19 protein-coding genes are annotated in these 18824 nt (G+C 66.9%); 12 read left to right on the top strand and 7 right to left on the bottom strand.

Features of this window, described 5'->3' with window-relative positions:
• The first annotated feature begins 116 nt into the window (after positions 1–116).
• Positions 117–1658: an AMP-binding protein gene (locus ACO07K_RS02850; RefSeq protein ID WP_422034408.1), complete on the top strand. Its 1542-nt coding sequence runs from the start codon at positions 117–119 to the stop codon at positions 1656–1658.
• Positions 1659–1680: 22 nt separating this feature from the next.
• Here ACO07K_RS02850 and ACO07K_RS02845 read toward each other — a convergent pair whose 3' ends face one another.
• Positions 1681–2319, bottom strand: coding sequence for a 2OG-Fe(II) oxygenase family protein (locus ACO07K_RS02845; protein WP_422034407.1), 639 nt, complete (start codon positions 2317–2319; stop codon positions 1681–1683).
• A gap of 158 nt (positions 2320–2477) precedes the next feature.
• On the opposite strand from ACO07K_RS02845, the gene ACO07K_RS02840 reads away from it, so the two are divergent.
• From ACO07K_RS02840 to tldD, 3 genes are all read left to right on the top strand, one after another.
• On the top strand, positions 2478–3449 hold the full coding sequence (locus ACO07K_RS02840; protein ID WP_422034406.1) for a zinc-binding dehydrogenase: 972 nt from the start codon (positions 2478–2480) through the stop codon (positions 3447–3449).
• Between the two features lie 10 nt (positions 3450–3459).
• Positions 3460–4383, top strand: coding sequence for an NADP-dependent oxidoreductase (locus ACO07K_RS02835; protein WP_422034405.1), 924 nt, complete (start codon positions 3460–3462; stop codon positions 4381–4383).
• A 258-nt stretch (positions 4384–4641) separates the two neighbouring features.
• Positions 4642–6003: a metalloprotease TldD gene (tldD, locus tag ACO07K_RS02830; RefSeq protein WP_422036622.1), complete on the top strand. Its 1362-nt coding sequence runs from the start codon at positions 4642–4644 to the stop codon at positions 6001–6003.
• Positions 6004–6097: 94 nt separating this feature from the next.
• On the opposite strand, the gene ACO07K_RS02825 is transcribed toward tldD, so the two are convergent.
• From ACO07K_RS02825 to ACO07K_RS02805, 5 genes are all read right to left on the bottom strand, one after another.
• Positions 6098–7084 carry a ketopantoate reductase family protein gene (locus ACO07K_RS02825; RefSeq protein WP_422034404.1) on the bottom strand — a complete coding sequence of 329 codons (987 nt, stop codon included), beginning with the start codon at positions 7082–7084 and terminating at the stop codon, positions 6098–6100.
• A 1-nt stretch (position 7085) separates the two neighbouring features.
• Complete coding sequence (locus ACO07K_RS02820) at positions 7086–7631, bottom strand: hypothetical protein (protein WP_422034403.1); 546 nt, start codon at positions 7629–7631, stop codon at positions 7086–7088.
• A 20-nt stretch (positions 7632–7651) separates the two neighbouring features.
• A complete protein-coding gene (locus tag ACO07K_RS02815; RefSeq protein WP_422034402.1) occupies positions 7652–8506 on the bottom strand; it encodes a VOC family protein in 855 nt (284 codons plus the stop codon).
• A gap of 14 nt (positions 8507–8520) precedes the next feature.
• On the bottom strand, positions 8521–9885 hold the full coding sequence (locus tag ACO07K_RS02810; RefSeq protein ID WP_422034401.1) for a glutamate--cysteine ligase: 1365 nt from the start codon (positions 9883–9885) through the stop codon (positions 8521–8523).
• Positions 9886–10030: 145 nt separating this feature from the next.
• Entirely contained in the window at positions 10031–10819 is a 789-nt protein-coding gene (locus ACO07K_RS02805; RefSeq protein ID WP_422034400.1) for a 16S rRNA (uracil(1498)-N(3))-methyltransferase, read from the bottom strand.
• A 60-nt stretch (positions 10820–10879) separates the two neighbouring features.
• Between ACO07K_RS02805 and ubiA the strand changes: the two genes are divergently transcribed.
• From ubiA to ACO07K_RS02770, 7 genes are all read left to right on the top strand, one after another.
• The gene (gene ubiA / locus ACO07K_RS02800) at positions 10880–11803 is read left to right on the top strand and encodes a 4-hydroxybenzoate octaprenyltransferase (protein WP_422034399.1); all 924 of its coding nucleotides are present in this window, start codon (positions 10880–10882) and stop codon (positions 11801–11803) included.
• The gene (locus ACO07K_RS02795; RefSeq protein ID WP_422034398.1) at positions 11803–12474 is read left to right on the top strand and encodes a class I SAM-dependent methyltransferase; all 672 of its coding nucleotides are present in this window, start codon (positions 11803–11805) and stop codon (positions 12472–12474) included. The genes ubiA and ACO07K_RS02795 overlap by 1 nt, the downstream gene beginning before the upstream one ends.
• Positions 12475–12545: 71 nt before the next feature.
• A complete protein-coding gene (locus ACO07K_RS02790) occupies positions 12546–13298 on the top strand; it encodes a hypothetical protein (RefSeq protein WP_422034397.1) in 753 nt (250 codons plus the stop codon).
• 134 nt (positions 13299–13432) lie between these two features.
• Positions 13433–14338, top strand: coding sequence for a DMT family transporter (locus tag ACO07K_RS02785; RefSeq protein WP_422034396.1), 906 nt, complete (start codon positions 13433–13435; stop codon positions 14336–14338).
• 1 nt (position 14339) lies between these two features.
• Complete coding sequence (locus tag ACO07K_RS02780; RefSeq protein WP_422034395.1) at positions 14340–14795, top strand: CreA family protein; 456 nt, start codon at positions 14340–14342, stop codon at positions 14793–14795.
• 21 nt (positions 14796–14816) lie between these two features.
• Entirely contained in the window at positions 14817–15701 is an 885-nt protein-coding gene (locus tag ACO07K_RS02775; RefSeq protein WP_422034394.1) for an HpcH/HpaI aldolase/citrate lyase family protein, read from the top strand.
• Between the two features lie 16 nt (positions 15702–15717).
• The gene (locus tag ACO07K_RS02770) at positions 15718–16377 is read left to right on the top strand and encodes a glutathione S-transferase family protein (protein ID WP_422034393.1); all 660 of its coding nucleotides are present in this window, start codon (positions 15718–15720) and stop codon (positions 16375–16377) included.
• Positions 16378–16479: 102 nt separating this feature from the next.
• On the opposite strand, the gene ACO07K_RS02765 is transcribed toward ACO07K_RS02770, so the two are convergent.
• Complete coding sequence (locus ACO07K_RS02765; RefSeq protein ID WP_422034392.1) at positions 16480–17085, bottom strand: hypothetical protein; 606 nt, start codon at positions 17083–17085, stop codon at positions 16480–16482.
• Positions 17086–17231: 146 nt separating this feature from the next.
• Between ACO07K_RS02765 and ACO07K_RS02760 the strand changes: the two genes are divergently transcribed.
• The gene (locus ACO07K_RS02760; RefSeq protein ID WP_422034391.1) at positions 17232–18749 is read left to right on the top strand and encodes a UbiD family decarboxylase; all 1518 of its coding nucleotides are present in this window, start codon (positions 17232–17234) and stop codon (positions 18747–18749) included.
• Positions 18750–18824 lie beyond the last annotated feature (75 nt).

Below are 18824 nucleotides of genomic sequence, written 5' to 3'. Positions count from 1 at the left end.
GTGCGCCGTCCCTACTCCAAAAATTCGTGCGCGGTCGGACCCAACACGCAGAACCGAAGAGCGGAACTGGCACAACGCTTGCGAGTGCTCTGCCGGTCGGCTCTTATGCGGCCGTCATGCATCCCTATCATCACGCCCGCACTCATCCCGACAAGCCCGCCTACATCATGGCCGGCAGCGGCGAGACGGTGACCTACCGCCGGCTCGACGAGCAGTCCAACCGCATCGCGCAGCTCTTCCGCTCGCTCGGCCTCCAGGCCGGCGACCATGTCGCGATCTTCCTCGAGAACAACCCGCGCTTCTTCGAGATCTGCTGGGGCGCCCAGCGCTCGGGCCTGGTCTACACGGCGATCAGTTCGCGCCTCACCGCCGCCGAGGTCGACTATATCGTCACCGATTGCGGCGCCCGGCTGTTCGTCACCTCGAAGGCGCTGGCCGACAAGGCGGCCGAGCTGGTGCCGCTCATGAAGGGCGCGCCGCATCGCTACATGATCGACGGCACGATCCCCGGATACGAGTCCTGGGAGGATTCGGTCGCGCGCTTTCCCGCGACGCGCATCGTCGACGAGACCGCGGGCCACGACATGCTCTATTCGTCGGGAACGACGGGCCGGCCCAAGGGCGTCATGCCGGTGGTCGAGAAGCAGCCGATCGACTTCGACAATCCGCTGCTGGCGGTCAGCCGCAGGCTCTACGGCATCGACAGCGACACGGTCTATCTGTCGCCGGCGCCGCTCTATCATGCGGCTCCGCTGCGCTTCAACATGAGCGTCATGCGGCTGGGCGGCACCTCGGTGATCATGGAGCATTTCGACGCCGAGGAATATCTGGCGCTGATTGCCAAGCATCGGATCACGCATACCCAGGTCGTGCCGACCATGTTCGTGCGCTTCCTCAAGCTCCCCGACGAGGTGCGCGCGAAGTACGACGTCTCGTCGCTGAAGTGCGCGATCCACGCCGCCGCGCCCTGCCCGATCCCGACCAAGGAAGCGATGATCCAATGGTGGGGCCCGATCATCTGGGAATATTACGGCGGCACCGAAGGCAACGGCCTGACCATGTGCAACGCCCAGGAATGGATGGCGCACAAGGGCACGGTCGGCCGCGCCATCATCGGCAAGCTCAAGATCTGCGACGACGAGGGCACCGAGCTGCCGACCGGCGAATCCGGCACCGTCTACTTCGCCGAGGGCCGTCCCTTCGAGTATCACAACGATCCCAAGAAGACCGCCGAGTCGCGCCACCCCAAGGGCTGGAGCACGCTCGGCGACGTGGGCTATCTCGATGCCGACGGCTTCCTGCACCTGACCGACCGCAAGGCCTTCATGATCATTTCCGGCGGGGTGAACATCTACCCGCAGGAATGCGAGAACCTGCTGATCAACCATCCCAAGGTGATGGACTGCGCCGTGTTCGGCGTGCCGAACCCGGACTTCGGCGAGGAAGTGAAGGCCGTCGTGCAGCCGCGCCACATGGCCGACGCAGGCCCAGCGCTCGCCGAGGAGCTGATCGCCTACTGCAAGCAGCACCTCTCGGCCATCAAGTGCCCGCGCAGCATCGACTTCGAAGAGGAGCTGCCGCGCCATCCGACCGGCAAGCTCTACAAGCGCCTGCTGCGCGACCGCTACTGGCAGGGCATGACGAGCAAGATCGCCTAGCCAGGGCGGACGTCGGTCGCCGCTACGAAGCGCCGGCCGACGCCTTCCACCTCGGCGCGGCCAGCGTCTCGGCGTAGTTGGTGAACATGAGGTTGAACGAGATGCTGACGCGCTCGGTCGTGCCTTCGTTGGACGGAACGTGGTGGCGCAGCCATGATGGGAAGATGACCATGCGGCCGGGCTGCGGCTGGGCCACCGACGCATTGGCGGTCACGTTCGTGGGCTTGCCACTCCACGGCATGATCGAGATCGGCCGCGGATCCTGGAACACGAGTTCCGTGCCGCTGCCGGGTATGTCGACGTAATAGACGCCGCTCAGGAAATTGTTCGGGTGGGCATGCGTGGGATGGTAGCTGCCCGGTGGATTCACGTTGGCCCAGCAGCCCGTGATCATCAGCGGAAAGCGCTCGAGCTGAAGATATTCCAGGACGCTCTTTGCGGAGACCTCGATCAGCTTGGCCAACTCGGCAAAGCCCGCGCGCGTATGCAGGTCGTGCGGCGTCTGCCAGTTCCGGCCGCTCTGCAGCGGGGGGCGCGGCGAAATGATCGTTTCGATCTCGGCCTTCAGCCTCGCGTTAAAGGGCGCCGCATCGCCGGGGCCGATGTCGAGGACCCAGAGCGGCGTGGGGAACAGCTCCTGGACCTGCTGCTTGATCTTCATGTCATCTCTCACGCACTGAATCACTCACATCTAGTGTATATATAGACTTTTCACAACGAATGAACTCGCGGCGGTCGCTGGCGCAGGCATAGGCTGATCGACAGTCCCCTGCTAAGCAGGACGTCTGAATCACAAGCCGTTCCCAAGGGAGATTCGCCATGAAGGCAGCCGTCGTCACCGATAAGGGCGTCCAGTTCACCGACGCCCCCAAGCCCGTGCCCAAGGCGGGCGAGATCCTGATCAAGGTGAAGGCCGCCTCGCTCAACCGGGCCGACCTCGCGGTTGCCTCCGGCCATTCGCACGGCCGCATCGGCGGTCCCGGCACCATCGTGGGCCTCGAATGCGCCGGCGAGGTCGAGGCGGTCGGCCCCGACGTGAAGGACTTCAAGCCGGGCGACAGGGTCATGAGCGCGGCAGCGGGTGGCTTCGCCGAGTACGCCGTCACCGATTCCGGCCGCGCCCACAAGATTCCGGCCAACAACATGAGCTACGAGCAGGCCGCCTGCATGCCCGTGGCCGTGCAGACCATGCACAACGCGCTGGTCGGCGCCGGCCGCCTCAAGAAGGGCGAGACCGTGCTGATCCAGGGCGCCAGCTCGGGCGTCGGCCTGCTCGGCATGCAGATCGCCAAGATCATGGGCGCCTCGGTCGTGCTCGGCAGCTCGACCAACGACGGCCGCCGCGCGCGGCTGGGCGAGTTCGGCTGCGACGTGGCGATCGACACGCGCGATCCGAAGTGGCCGGAGAAGGTCAAGGAAGCGACCGGCGGCAAGGGCGTCGACCTGATCGTCGACCAGGTCTCCGGCGGCGTGATGAACCAGAACATGGAGGCCGCCGCCATCCTCGGCCGCATCGTCAATGTCGGCCGGCTGGGCGGCATGAAGGGCGAGTTCAACTTCGACCTGCATGCGCTGAAGCGCATCGACTATATCGGCGTCACCTTCCGCACCCGCAGCCCCGAGGAGGTCCGCGACATCGTGCAGGCCGCCCGCAAGGATCTATGGCCGGCCATCGAGGACGGCAAACTCAGCCTGCCGATCGACAAGACCTTCCCGCTGTCGGAGGCCGCCGCCGCGCTTGCGCACATGAAGGCAAACGCTCATTTCGGCAAAATCGTCCTGGTGGTCTGAGAGGTCCATCATGAAAGCCGCATACATCGAAAAATTCGGCGGACCCGAGGTTCTGATCGTCGGTGACCTCCCCGATCCCGTCGCCGGCCCGGGCCAGATCGTCGTCGAGACGGTGGCAGCCAGCATCAATGGCGCCGACGCGAAAGTCTGCGCCGGCGAATATCCCGGTCAGCCCCGCTTTCCCTTGAGCCTGGGACGCGACTTCTCCGGCGTCGTCGCGACGCTTGGCGATGGCGTGTCGGACCTGCGGGTCGGTGACGCGGTGTTCGGTGTCCTGGAAACCGGCCGCGACGGCACCTATGTCGAGAAGCTGGCAATTGGCGCGGCCATCGTTGCGAGGAAGCCAACGACGCTCACGCATGTCGAAGCCGCGGCCTTGGCGCTTATCGGCCTTACGGCTTTGTGCACCATCGAAAACGCCCTGAAGCTGCAGAAGGGCGAAACGATTCTGATCCAGGGCGGTGCTGGCGGCGTGGCGAGCTTCGCCATTCAGCTCGCCAAGCATCTCGGCGCCCATGTCATCACCACGGCAAGCGCTGCCAACGCGCCGTATCTGCGCGAGATCGGCGCCGATCAGGTCATCGATTACAACTCGACCGACTTCACCAAGGCGGCAAGCGATTGCGATGCAGTGTTCGATACCGTGGGCGGCGACGTCGCGATGCGATCGTTTTCGGTCCTGAAGCCTGGGGGACGCGCCGCCTTCATCGCCTCGGGGGCCCAGGCACCCAAGCCCGACCGCGGCGATGTCACCGCCTTGCGGCCCGCCGTTCCCCGCACCCGCGCGCACCTCGAGCGCATCGTGGAGCTTCATCGCATCGGCGCCGTTCGCATACCTCCAATCACTGAATTCAGTCTGGCCCAGGCGGCGGATGCGCTGCGGGTCAGTGCCAGCCGTCACCTCAAGGGCAAGCTGGTACTCAAAACGCGGTGAGCGTCGCTTGCACGCAGGAACGCCAATGCCCATTTTGACGAGATCGTGCTGGTGTGAGCCCTATTGTCGTCCTGAGCGCAGCGAAGGACCTGGCCTCGCAACCATCGGAGTGTCTGTAGCTGGCGCAAGGTTCTTCGCTGCGCTCAGAACGACATAAGAGTAAGGTGTGCCCCCATGAGCAAATCGATCAACCATCTCGCCACCGCCGACGGTCTGTTCTTCGGCAAGGACGGGCTCGACAAGCGCAAGACCGAGAAGATGGTCGACGACGCGCTGGCCGGGACCGACGATGGCGAGCTGTTCCTCGAATATGTCCAGAGCGAGAGCCTGTCGTTCGATGACGGCAAGCTGAAGAGCGCGTCCTACGACACCTCGCAAGGCTTCGGCCTGCGCTCGGTGGCGGGCGACGTGACGGGCTTCGCCCATGCCTCGGCGCTCGACGAGCAGGCGCTGAAGCGCGCGACCGAGACGGTGAAGACCGTGCGTTCGGGCCGCGGCGGCACCTCCGACGAGTCGCCGCGCGGCACCAATCGCCTCCTCTACGCCGACGACAATCCGATCGACGGCGTGCCCTTCGCCCAGAAGGTCGCGCTGATGCAGGAGATCGACGCCTATGTGCGGGCCAAGGAGCCCAAGGCGCGCCAGGTCTCGGTCTCGCTCTCGGGCTCGTGGCAGGTCGTCGAGATCGTCCGCGCCGGCGGCTGGCGCGCCGCCGACGTGCGGCCGCTGGTGCGCCTGAACGTCAGCGTGGTCTGCGCCGACGGCACGCGCATGGAGGCCGGCAGCACCGGCAGCGGCCGCCGCGCCGCCTATGGCGACATCTTCCTACCGTCCTACTGGCAGAGGGAGGCCGACGAGGCGATCCGCCAGTCACTGGTCAACCTCGATTCGATCGACGCGCCGGCCGGCGAGATGCCGGTCGTGCTGGGCGCCGGCTGGTCGGGTGTGCTGTGGCACGAGGCGGTCGGGCACGGGCTGGAAGGCGACTTCCACCGCAAGAAGACCTCGATGTTCAGCCACCTGATGGGCGAAATGATTGCCTCGCCCGGCGTCACCGTGGTCGACGACGGCACCCTGAACGACCGACGCGGTTCGCTCACCATCGACGACGAGGGCACGCCGACGCAGCGCAACGTGCTGATCGAGGACGGCCGCCTGGTCGGTCTGATGCAGGATCGCATGAACGCCCGCCTTATGGGCGTGAAGCCGACCGGCAACGGCCGCCGTCAGGGCCACGCCTACGCACCGATGCCGCGCATGACCAACACCTTCATGCTGGGCGGCGATAAGGATCCGAAGGAGATCATCTCCTCCGTCAAGAAGGGCCTCTACTGCGCCAACTTCGGCGGCGGCCAGGTCGACATCGTCTCGGGCAAGTTCGTGTTCAGCGTGACCGAGGGCTACCTGATCGAGGACGGCAAGATCGGCCGCCCGGTCAAGGGCGCGACCCTGATCGGCGCCGGCTCCGAGGCGCTGACCCGTGTCGGCATGGTCGGCAACGACATGTCGCTCGACCCGGGCATCGGCACCTGCGGCAAGGACGGACAGGGCGTCCCCGTCGGCGTCGGCCAGCCGACCCTGCGCATCGACGCCCTCACGGTGGGCGGCACCGCGACCTGACTTGAGATTGCCCTTCAAACTCCTCTTCCCCGTTAGGGGAAGAGGGACACGGGGGGCACTCGCTACCGCTTCTTCTCTTGCGCGGCGCCCCTGTTCAGGACCGGTAGAGGCCCTTCGATTCGGCGAGGCTGACGCAGATCGATTCGATGGCGTCGAGCGTGGGCGTGTCGAGGCCGGCGCTCCGCGCGAAGGCAAGGGGTGCGCGCACGATCGCCTCGACCTCCATCGGCCGGCCCCCTTCGTAGTCCTGCAAGATAGACGGGCGGTGATCGGGATAGACGCGCTTTGGCCCGTAGCGGACCTCGGGCGAATCGTCGAGCACGACGCCGTTCGCGGCGGCGATGGCCAGCGCCTCGGCATGGGCGCGGCGCGCCAGGCGATTGACCATCGGCGTCGCCTGGATGGTCGTGGGCTGGCGCAGGATGAGGCAGAGCGTCGAGCCGGTGAAGTTGGCCATCAGCTTGTGCCAGATGTCGTAGCGGATGTCGGTGGTCGAGGGCGAGGAAATGCCCGCCGCGATCAGGGTTTCGCGCAGCTTGAGGATCCGCGGCGTCTGACCGTCGTCGGGCTCGCCGACCCACAGCACGTTGCGCTCGGGCGAGATGTTGCGCACCACGCCGGGCTCGATGACGTGGTTGGACGAGGTGATGACGCCGCCCAGGGTGCGGTCGAAGCCGACCGTCTTGAGCAGCGCGCCGCCGGGATCGAGCCGCGACAGGTCGGGTGCCTGGGGGCGGTCCTTGCCCAGTCCGTGGCCGTACCACCAGGGAATGCCGTTCTGCGCGAAAACCACCGGCGTGCCGGGGCCCAGCAGCGGCGCCACCGTGTCGGCGATCGCCGACAGGCTGGACGCCTTCAGGGTCGAGATCACCACGTCCTGCGGGCCGAGATCGGCCGGACTGTCGCTGGCCGCGACCTTGGCAACGATCGTCTTGTCACCCGTCAGGAGTGTGAGGCCGTTGGCGCGGATCGCCTCGAGATGGGGACCGCGCGCCACGACCGAGACCTCGTTGCCCGCCGCCGCGAGGCGCGTCGCATAGTTGCCGCCGATCGCGCCGGCGCCGAAAACGCAGATACGCATCCTAGTTCTTGGTCTCCGCGAACCGCAGCGAGTTCAGGAAACGCGCCGCCGCGGCCTTCGTCTCCTCGTCGTTCTTCGCCGTCACCAGCAGACGGTAGAGCCGATCCTTCACGATGTAGGTGCGCATCATCACCAGAGCCCCCTGCTGGTCGGCGATGTCGAGCGCGTAGCCGTCCCAACCCTGCAGGATGACCGGCTCGTCGAGGACGTACTTGAACGTGGCACGGGGAAAGGCCTTCTCGGCCTCGCCGCGCCCCAGTTCGCGCGCCATCTCCTTGCTGTCCTTCGACGAGAACCAGCCCGGCTCGTAGTCGACGAAGTCGAAGTCGAACATCTCGTCGGCGCGCTTGGACGCCCACGCAACCCTCGCGCCGGCATGGCCTGTTTCCTTCTCGGCCGCCGCGCTCTTGTTGACCGGTGCCGGCATCTCCAGCCGAAAGCGCAGGTCGGGTCCAACGACGGTCTGCCACTGGTCGGGCTGGGCGTAGCTTACCGTCGGGACGGCCGACAGCGCCGGAGCCGTGAAAACGAACGAACGACGGGTCATGCCAGGACTCTTGAAAAAACTCATACGGGGGGCACCAATTCTTCGCGGCCGGACCAGTCCCAGGCCAGCCCGGTGCGCGAGACGCCGAGCAGCACCCCATGCAGTTCCTTCGGGTGGATCCAGCCGCCGTCGGGATCCGTCACGGGATCGGATCCGCGCGGCGTGTAGCGCGCGCCGGCGTCGAGCAGGCGCTGGCGCACGTTCGGCCAGTCATGGACCTCGACGTAGCACATATAGAGCGAGTCGCCGTGCTTGTGGGCGTAGCGGCCCATCGCATGGACGTTGTCGGTGACCTGGCTGAGTTCGATGCGGTCGAGCCGGTTGGGCGGATCGAACAAAGTGAGCGTGCCGATATAGCCGAAGCGCTCGCTGCCGATCTCGCTGAAGCGCGCGGGATCGAGCCCGAACAGGCCGGCATAGACCGCAGCGACGCGGCGCCAGTCGCTCATCAGCGTGTTGGTGGTCTCGTAGAGGAACGATACCGGCCCGACCCTGGGGCGATAGGTACTCTCGGAAATCACCATCGGCAGCCCGAAGGTCGTCTCGGGAGACAGATAGATCTGCTCGTTGTCGAGATCGTAGGGAATGCCGAGGCCTTCCCAGCGCTTCACCATGCCATCGAGGTCGGCGGTGCAGTAGCCCGCCGTCATCAGACCCTCGCCGCGCCGGCTCAGGAAGTCCTGGGTGAGGCCTGCGCCGTCGGCCTCGCAGAGCTCGAACTCGCTCTCGCCGACGGCGAGGATGGTGCGCTTGGCCGAGAGGTGCCGGCTATGGTCGTGCCGCGACACCTGACTGCCGAGCAACTGGCCGAAGCGCTGCGCCGCCTTGGCGGCGTCGTGCACGGCGATCTGGACGCGGTCGCAACGATCGAGCATGTCGCGACCTTACCTCAGTAGGCACAGTCGCGGAACAGCGCCGCGAAGGACCCTTTCCATTCACCATGCCACTTGGCGAGCAGTTCGTCGGCCGGCGCCTGGCCGCTGGCCACGGCGCGGTCGAGCGGCGCCAGGTACATGGTTTCGTCGGCGCCGTCGGCATTGAGCTGCTTGCGCGCGCGCAGGCCGGCATGGGCGATCTCGACGACCTCGCGCGCCAGTTCCGACAGGACACGGCCGCGGAACATCGTGGCGAGGCCCGACTTCGGCGTTTCGGCCCGCAGGAAATCGTGGTCGGCGGTGCTCCAATCCTTCACCAGATCCCACGCCGCATCGAGCGCGCCCTGGTCGTAGAGCAGCCCGACCCACAGCGCCGGCAGCGCGTTGAGCGCGCCCAGCGGACCGGAGTCGGCGCCGCGCATCTCGAGGTAGCGCTTCAGCCGCACCTCGGGGAAGGCCGTGGTGATGTGGTCGGCCCAGTCGTTGATCGAGGGCAGCTCGCCCGGACGCGCCGGCAGCCTGCCCTTCAGGAAGTCGCGGAAGCTCTGGCCGGACGCGTCGATGTACTTGCCGTCGCGATAGACGAAGTACATCGGGACATCGAGCATGTAGTCGACGTAGCGCTCGAAGCCGAACCCGTCCTCGAACACGAAGGGCAGCATGCCGCAGCGGTCGGGATCGGTGTCCGTCCAGATGTGGCTGCGGTAGCTCTTGAAGCCGGCCTCCTTGCCCTCCTTGAAGGGCGAGTTGGCGAACAGCGCCGTGGCGATCGGCTGCAGCGCCAGCGAGACACGAAACTTCTTCACCATGTCGGCTTCGGAATCGAAGTCGAGGTTGGTCTGCACGGTGCAGGTCCGCAGCATCATGTCGAGACCGAGCGTGCCGACCTTCGGCATGTACTCGCGCATGATCTTGTAGCGGCCCTTGGGCATCCAGTGCATGTCCTCGCGCGTCCATTCGGGCGCGAAGCCCAGCCCGATGAACGAGGCGCCGATCTCGCCCGCGACCTGCTTCACCTCGTCGATATGCTGAGCGTTTTCGGCCGCCGCCTCGTGCAGGGTCTCGAGCGGCGCACCGGACAGTTCGAACTGTCCGCCCGGCTCAAGCGTGATGCTGGCCTTGTCGCGCAGGAGCGCGATCGGGTTGTTGCCCTCGATCACCGGCTCCCAGCCGAACCGCGTCAGGCCCTCGAGCATGGCGCGGATGCCGTCGGGCCCGTCATAGGCCAGCGGCTTCAGGGTCTTTGTGTGGTAGCCGAATTTCTCGTGCTCGGTGCCCATGCGCCACTGGGCGCGGGGCTTGTTGCCGGCCGCGAAGTACTCGATCAGCTGCCGCCGATTTTCGATCGGCGCGCCGCCGCCCGACGGAGGTGCGGACATACGATCATCTCTCCCTGATCGCTCCGCGCCTTGTGAGAGGCTTCGGGAGCGGCGCGGTCGCATGAGAAAACCTCACGCGAGCCCGCGGCTGGTTCATCCTGTTCGATTCGCTCTCTCCCACATCGCCGGGGGCCTGCGCAAGCGCTCAGACGGTAACCCTGGAGGTGCGATAATCGCCGCTGAGACGCGGTGTCGGGCGCCGCCAGTCGCCGACCAGCGCCTGCCAGCATGCAAGCGCCGCCAGCGCCGCGGTGTCGGCCCGCAGGATGCGCGGACCGAGTCCCACCGACGTTACATCCTTTATGCGACGGAGCGCCTGAAGCTCGATTTCGGCGAAGCCGCCCTCGGGGCCGATCACGATCGCCCACGGCGCCGCGCGCGCCGCCTCGTCGAGCCCCGACAGCGCCTCGGCGATCGGCGGCCCGCCGCCGGTCTCGTCGCACATCATCAGGCGCCGTCCCTCGGGCCAGCCGTCGAGCAACTTTCCGAGATCGACCGGTTCGCGCACCTCCGGCACGGTGAGCCGCTCGGTCTGCTCGGCCGCCTCGATCGCATTGGCGCGCAGGCGGCCGACATTGACGCGCTCGACGGCTGTGTGGCGCGTCACCACCGGCTGCAGGACCGAGACACCCAGTTCGGTCGCCTTCTCGGCGATATAGTCGATGCGGGCGCGCTTCACCGGCGCGAAGCACAGCCAGACGTCGGGTTCGAGGGCCTGCTCGCGGGTGCGCTCGCCCAGCTGGGCGACGGCGGATTTCTTGCCGCGGGACGACAGGGTGCCGCGCCATTCGCCGTCGCGGCCGTTGAACAGCAGCAGCGGCGCGCCGTCGGGCCGCCGCATGACGTTACGCAGGTAATGGGCCTGCGCCTCGTCCAGCGGGACCTCGTCGCCGGCCGCCAGGTCCGCCTCGACGAAAAGACGTGCCGCACTCATCTATTTGCCTTCATGGATCATTGTCGCGCATAGCTGCATCATGAAGCGCATGATGACGCCATGACTGCCGGGCGGACAACCGGCTTCACCGATATCGACACGACGCACTGGACGTTGCGTTATCTGCCGCCGTGGGCGCGGCCCTACGGGCGGCTGGCGCGCTGGGACCGGCCGATCGGCATCTGGCTGCTGCTGTTTCCCTGCTGGTGGTCGACGGCGCTGGCGGCGGCGCCCAACTGGGCGCAGCTCGCGGGCTACATGGCCCTTTTCACGGTCGGCGCCATCGCCATGCGCGGCGCCGGCTGCACCTGGAACGACATCGTCGACCGCAAGGTCGATGCCGGCGTCGAGCGAACGCGCGGCCGGCCCCTGCCCTCGGGCGAGCTGAAGCTGCACCACGCGCTGATCTGGATGGCGCTGCAGGGCGCGGTCGGCGCCGCCGTCCTGTTCAAGCTCAACAAGTTCGCGGGCGGCGTGGCGCTGCTCTCGCTGGTGCTGGTCGCGATCTATCCGACGATGAAGAAGATCACCTCCTGGCCGCAGGTGGTGTTGGGCTTCGCCTTCAACTGGGGTGCGCTGGTGGGCTACGCCACCGTGACCGGGACGCTCTCCTGGGCCACCGTCGCGCTCTATTTCGGCGGCGTCGCCTGGACGATGGTCTACGACACGATCTACGCCATGCAGGACCAGCGCGACGATGCGGTGGTCGGCGTGCGCTCGACGGCCCGCCGCTTCGCCGCCGCGCCGCGGCGCTGGCTGAGTTTCTTTGCGGTGCTGGCGATCGGGTTCTGGATCGCGACCGGGCTGCTGGCGCCACTCGGCATCGGCTACTTCGTCCTGCTGGCCGGCATCGCCGCGCACCTCTGCTGGCAGATCGCGCTGCTGAAACCGGATGATCAGGCCGACTGCCTGATGCGCTTCAAGTCCAATCGCCTCGTCGGGTGGCTGATGCTGGCGGCCCTCATCGTCGACAGGATTGCCTGATGTCCAAGCTGCCCAGCGACCCCGAGGGATTCATCCGCGCCAACACCGCCCTCGAGGCGCCGGCGATGGTGCCCGAGTTCAGGCTGTGGCTGGCCACCGAATATGTCCCGATCTGGCAGGCCACCGAGGCGTGGCTGGAGGAGCAGAATGTCGACCCGCCCTACTGGGCCTTCTGCTGGCCGGGCGGCCAGGCGATCGCGCGCCACCTGCTCGACAATCCCGATCTGGTCAGGGGCAAGCGGGTGATCGACTTTGCGGCCGGCTCGGGCGTCTCCTCGCTGGCGGCGGTGCGGGCGGGTGCCGCCTCAGTGGTGGCCAACGACATCGACCGGCTGTCGCTGGTTGCCGCGGGCCTCAACGCCACGGCCAACGGTCTTTCCATCGAGACGAGCAGCGAGGACTGGCTGGCGGGAGCGCCGGGAGCCCCCGAGGCCGACGTGGTGATCGCGGGCGACGTCTGTTACGAGCGCGAGATGTCGGTCCAGGCGCTGGCCTGGCTGCGCAGCCATGCCGCCAAGGGCCGTCTGGTCCTGCTGGGCGACCCCGGCCGCAACTATTTCAGCGCCCAGGGCCTCGATGAACTGGGCCGCTATGAAATACCGACCTCGCTCCAGCTCGAGAACCGGGGCATGCGCGAGACCGTCGTCTGGCGGGTCCTGCCCGTTTCGTGAAGCTATTCGGCGGCAGGCTGTTATAATTCCGTAACTGTTCTTTCACACACGGATCGGGGTACAGCAGACCCATGCCCCCTAGCACCAAGAAATCAAAGATAAGCTCGGCCGATTTCGCGAGCCTGTACGACGGCTTCAACGCGTCGGTCTCGCGCTTCGATTGTGGCCGCAAGTGCGCGCCGCTGAACGACGGCGAGCCGGTCTGCTGTTCGACGCAGAACGCGGTACCGGTCGTGCACAAGGTCGAATGGGACCTGCTGAAGACCCGCACCGACCTGTGGTCCAAGTTCAAGCCCTACGATTATTCGACCCGGATGATCGTCGAAGAGCTGACCTCCGATTGCATGGCCATCCATTGCAAGGGCGCGCGGCACTGCGAGCGCGACAACCGCACGATCGCCTGCCGCGGCTTCCCCTTCTTTCCCTACCTGACGCGACAGAAGCAGTTCGTCGGCATCGGCACCTACTGGGTGTTCGAGGATCGCTGCTGGATGATGTCCAACCTCGAGATCGTCGACCGGCAGTTCGTCGAGGAATTCGTCGCCACCTACGAAGCGCTGTTCGTCAAGGACAAGGACGAGTTCGATACCTACGTCACCTTCTCCGCCACGGCACGACGCGTCTACTCGCGCTGGGGGCGCGAGATCCCGCTGCTTGGCCGGCGAGGCGAGCTGCTGATCGTGACGCCCTCGACCGGCGAGATCCGCCCGGGCAAGCCGCGCGACTTCCCGAAGAGGGAGCCCTTCAATTCGGAGAAGAACTACAAGCAGGCCATCAAGGACGCTGGCGGCGAATACCCGAAGGACGGGCTCCGCCCGAGCTGACACCGCGCAAAGGTCCCTCGCTGCGCTCGGGACGACACGAAATCGTGTAGCACCACCCGGTGTCCTCCCGAGCGCAGCGAGGGACCTTTCGTGTGGCCCGAGCACACGTCTGCAGACGTGCTAAAAACACCGCCGTGTCGCCCCTCACCCGCCGCCGTATCGCCTGGACGCTGCTGCTGCTCACGCCCGCGATGTTCGCTGTGAACATGCTGATGGCGCGCTACGCGACCTTCGTGCCGCCGAACGCGCTGGCGCTGGGGCGATGGTTCTTCGTCGCCGTGCTGCTGCTGCCGTTTGCGTGGCCGCGCCTCATGCGGCATCGCCATGCCCTCACGCGCGAATGGCGCGACCTGCTGGTGCTGGGCGCGATCGGCATGTGGATCTGCGGCGCCTGGGTCTATATCGGCGCGCGCTCGGTGCCGGCGCTGAACATCGGCCTGATCTACGCCGCCTCGCCGATCCTGGTGGTGGCGCTCGGCCGCCTGCTCTATCGCGAGCGGCTGACGATGGGCCGCATCGCCGGCATCGTGCTGTGCCTGGCGGGCGTCGCCGCGGTGTTCGCCAAGGGCCGGATCGAAAATCTCCTGTCGGTGCAGTTCACCGAGGGCGACCTCTGGATTGCGGCCGCCTCGGCCTGCTGGGGCCTCTACTCGGTGCTGCTCAAGGCGCGGCCGAGCGCGCTCGATCCGCTGACGCGGCTGTGCGCCATCTCCTTCGCGGGCTGCCTCGTGCTGCTGCCGTTCACCGTGGGCGAGGCGCTGTTCTGGCAGGCGCCGGACCTCGCCGACTGGCGCACCTGGGCGTCGTTCCTGGTGCTCGCCGTCATCCCCGGCGTCGGTGCCTATGGCGCCTTCGCCTACTGCGTGCGCGAGCTCGGGCCGTCGGTTACCAGTGTGTCGATGTATCTCGGCCCGCTCTATGTCGGCATCCTCGCCTGGATCGTCCTTGGCGAGGCGCCGCAATGGTACCATCTCATCGGAACGGTACTGGTGCTGCCCGGTCTGTTTCTCGCCACGCGTCCAGCCAGCAAGGGAGTCTGACATGAAACGCGCGATCCTCTCCGCTCTCGCTCTCCTCCTCGCCCTTCCGGCAGCGGCCGAGGAAATCGGCTCGGTCGGCTATCGCTTCAAGTGGCTGGGTCCCAACGACAAGATCGTGGTCGAGGCGTTCGACGACCCCGACCTCGCCGGCATCACCTGCTATCTCGCGCGCGCCCGCACCGGCGGCTTCAAGGGCATGGTCGGCCTGGCGGAGGATCCGCCCTACGCCTCGATCTCCTGCCACCAGGTCGGCCCGATCGACGGCGACAAGGCCGAGAAGCTCAAGAGCCCGCACGAAGTGTTCAGCGAGCGCGCCTCGCTGATCTTCAAGACGACGCAGGTCGTGCGCTTCTACGACCCCAAGCGCCGCGCGCTCATCTATCTCACCTATACCGATCGCGTGATCGAGGGCAGCCCGCAGAACTCGATCAGCGTCGTGCCCGTCGGCCTGCGCTGACTTCTTCCGGAGAACAATGAGATGACCACCCGTCCCACGCCCAACTGGCGCTCGCTGATGTTCGTGCCGGTGCTGGCCGAACGCTTCATCGCCAAGGCCCATACGCGCGGCGCCGATGCGCTGATCCTCGACCTCGAGGATTCGATCATCCCGTCGAAGAAGGCCGAAGCGCGCGCCGCGATCGCGGCCGCCGTGCCGCGGGTGGCGCAGAACGGCGCCGACGTCGTGGTCCGCATCAACCGCCCGCTCGAACTGGCGGTCCCCGACATCGAGGCCGCGGTGATGCCCGGCGTCTCGGCACTGATGCTGCCCAAGGTGATGGGGCCCGAGCATGTGCGCCTTCTGGCCGAGCTGGTGACCGAGCGCGAGACGCAGCTCGGCATGGAGATCGGCCATACGCGCTTCCTGGTGCTGATCGAGACGGTGGCCGCCCTGCCGCATCTCTTCGCCATCGCCGCCGAGCCGCGCATGGCCGGCATGTCGGTCGGCGGTGAGGATTTTGCCACCGACATGGGCGCGATCCCGTCGGCCGACAGCATGTACGTCTTCGCCATGCACGGGCTGGCCGCCTGCCGCGCCGCCGGCATCCTGCCGATGGGCTCGATGGGCCAGCTCGCCAAGATCGACGATCTCGACTCCTACCGCGCCGGCCTGAAGCGCGGCCGCGAGCTGGGCTTCACCACGGCCTCCTGCATCCATCCCGCGCACGTGCCGATCATCAACGAGGAATACGGCGCCTCCGACGCCGAGGTCGACCGTGCGCGGCGCCTGCTCGCGGCCTTCGAGGTCGCCAAGGCCAATGGCGAGGGCGCGGTGGCCTTCGAGGGCAGCATGGTCGACCTGCCGATCGTCATTCGCGCGGAACGTTTGCTCGCGCGGGCCGCTTCCTGGAAGAAGACCGGCTGAACGGGAGCCCCTGGCAATGTCGCTTGCGATCTACGGCCACCTCTTTTCGTCCTACACCCAGAAGGTGTTGATGGCGCTCTACGAGAACGGCACGCCGTTCGAATTCCGCGCGCTGGGGCAGGACACGCCCGAGCACGTCGGCGAATGGCTGAAGCGCTGGACGCTGCGCAAGTTCCCGGTGCTGGTCGACGGCGAGCGCACCGTCGTCGAGACCAGCATCATCATCGAGTATCTGCAGCTCGCGCATCCCGGCCCGGTGCGCCTGATCCCGGCCGACCCGATGGCGGCGCTCGACGTACGCTTCCTCGACCGCTTCTTCGACCTGCATGTGATGAACATGATGCAGCTCGCGGTCGATGGCGCCCTCACGGGCGATCCGATCAAGCGCAAGGACGGCCACGACGCGGCCATCGAGAAACTGGAGCGCGCCTACGCCTGGCTCGATGCCGAACTGGCCGGCCGCCCCTGGGCCGCCGGCAGCGATTTCACGCTGGCCGACTGCGCCGCCGCGCCGTCGCTGTTCTATGCCGACTGGGTGCACCGGATTCCCGAATCCTATCCGGTGCTGCGCGCCTACCGCACGCGCCTGCTCGCAAGACCGTCCTTCGCCCGCTGCGTCGACGAGGCGCGACCGTTCCGCCCGCTCTTCCCGCTGGGCGCGCCGGACCGGGATTAGCAAGACGGCAAAGGTCCCTCGCTGCGCTCGGGATGACACGGGGTTTGTTGCCCCGTCCATTGTCATCCCGAGCGTAGCGAGGGACCTTTCTTAACCTTCGCCTCACCGATACAGGAACGTCCCTAGCAGGACCCAGCGACCGGCCTTCGGGGTGCCGACCAGCGGTGTCGTGTAGTGCCAGAAGGGCAGGCGATAGGCCGTCACGGTCGAGGGTCCGGCCACCGACACGATCTCGCTGAAATGGCCGGCGCGGCTGTAGACCAGCCACTGGTGCTCGACGCCGGGCGTGCACAGGCTGAGATGCAGGTCGATGTAACCGCCCTTCGCCGCCTCGTTCTCCGGATGGTGATCGTTGTGCGGACCGGCATAGTCGCCCGGCCCATAGCGCAACACCTGCAGGCCCCAGCCCGACTTGAGCCTGCGTCCCGCCAGCGCTTCGGCGAAGGCGCGGAAGCTCTGGCTGCGCATCATGCGCGCAAGGCCGATCCGTTCGGCGGCCTTCACGCCGGGCTCGCGGCGGCTCTCGAAATAGATGGTGCGCGCGCGGCTGCTCTTGGGCAGCAGCTCGGCATAGTCCTGCTTCATTTCGAAGATCGTGTCGGGCGGGACCGGCCGCTCGATCGGCTCCAGCGTGTCCTGCAGCTCGGCCTCGAGCGTGCGCCGGAGCCGCGCCACCTTCGCGCGGTCGAGCAGGTCCTCCGCCGCCACGAACCGCGTACGCGGGTTGGCCAGCGCCCCGCATAATGGATGCGTGCCGCCAGAACGCGCCGACCCGCGCGGCTCAACAGGTCTTCGAATTCAGCCGGAATGTCGTTTGATCTCATCGGTCCGCCCCTCTAAACGACGTGCCTAGCATGCCATACGCCTCGCTTCGCGACTTCATCGACCGGCTGGAGAAGAGCGGCCGTCTCGTGCGCGTCACCGCGCCGGTCTCGCCGAACCTGGAGATGACCGAGATCCAGACCCGCCTGCTGGCCGAGAAAGGCCCGGCGGTGCTGTTCGAGAACGTGGTGCGGGCCGACGGCACGCGCTCCGACATCCCGGTGCTGGTCAACCTGTTCGGCACGGTCGAGAGGGTCGCCTGGGGCATGGACCGCGAACCGGGGCAGTTGCGCGCGGTGGGCGAGACGCTGGCCTTCCTGCGCCAGCCCGAGCCGCCGGGCGGCTGGCGCGAGGCACTCGAGATGCTGCCGATGGTGCGCACCGTCATGGCGATGAAGCCGAAGACGGTAAGTTCCGCGCCCTGCCAGGAGATCGTCCTCACCGGCGACGACATCGACCTCTCGAAGCTGCCGATCCAGACCTGCTGGCCGGGCGAGCCGGCACCGCTCATCACCTGGCCGCTGGTGGTGACGCAGGGACCCAACCCGAAAGGCGACAAGCAGGACAGTTTCAACCTCGGCATCTACCGCCTGCAGGTGACGGGCAGGAACACGACCCTGATGCGCTGGCTGAAGCATCGCGGCGGCGCTCAGCATCACCAGCGCTGGCAGAAGTCGGGCAAGCGCGAGCCGCTGCCCGCCGCCGTGGTGATCGGCGCCGATCCTGGCACCATCCTCGCGGCCGTCACGCCGGTGCCGGACACCCTGTCGGAGTATCAGTTCGCCGGACTCCTGCGCGGCAAGAAGGTCGAGCTGGTCGCGTGCAAGACGGTGCCGCTCAAGGTGCCGGCCGAGGCCGAGATCGTCCTCGAGGGCCATGTCAGCCTCGACGACTATGGCGACGAAGGCCCCTACGGCGACCACACCGGCTACTACAACAGCGTCGAGCAATTCCCGGTCTTCACGATCAGCGCCATCACGATGCGCAGGAAGCCGATCTATCTCTCGACCTTCACCGGCCGGCCGCCCGACGAACCGAGCGTGCTGGGCGAGGCGCTGAACGAGGTGTTCATCCCCCTCTTCCAGCAGCAGTTCCCCGAGATCGTCGACTTCTGGCTGCCGCCCGAGGGCTGCTCCTATCGCATCGCCGTCGTGTCGATGAAGAAGGCCTACGCGGGCCACGCCAAGCGCGTGATGATGGGCGTGTGGAGCTATCTGCGGCAGTTCATGTACACCAAGTGGGTGATCGTCGTGGACGCCGACATCGACGCGCGCAACTGGAAGGACGTGATGTGGGCGCTGTCGACCCGCATGGACCCGGCGCGCGACATCACGGTGATCGAGAACACGCCGATCGACTATCTCGACTTCGCGAGCCCCGTCTCCGGCCTCGGCTCCAAGATCGGCCTCGACGCGACCGACAAGTTCCCGGGCGAGAGCAATCGCGAGTGGGGCCGGCAGATCAAAATGGACGACGCGGTGATCGAAAAGGTCGACGCGATGTGGAGCAAACTCGGGTTGCCGGGCTCGGGCAAGAAGATCTGGAAATAGCATCCGTCGTCTCGACCGAAGCGCCGAAGGCGCGCAGCGGAGAGACCTTCTATCGACAAAAAGCCGACAAATCGT

Source organism: Reyranella sp. (genome assembly GCF_965228225.1).
Classification (GTDB): Bacteria; Pseudomonadota; Alphaproteobacteria; order Reyranellales; family Reyranellaceae; genus Reyranella.
This window is presented reverse-complemented; position numbering and strand designations above follow the sequence as displayed.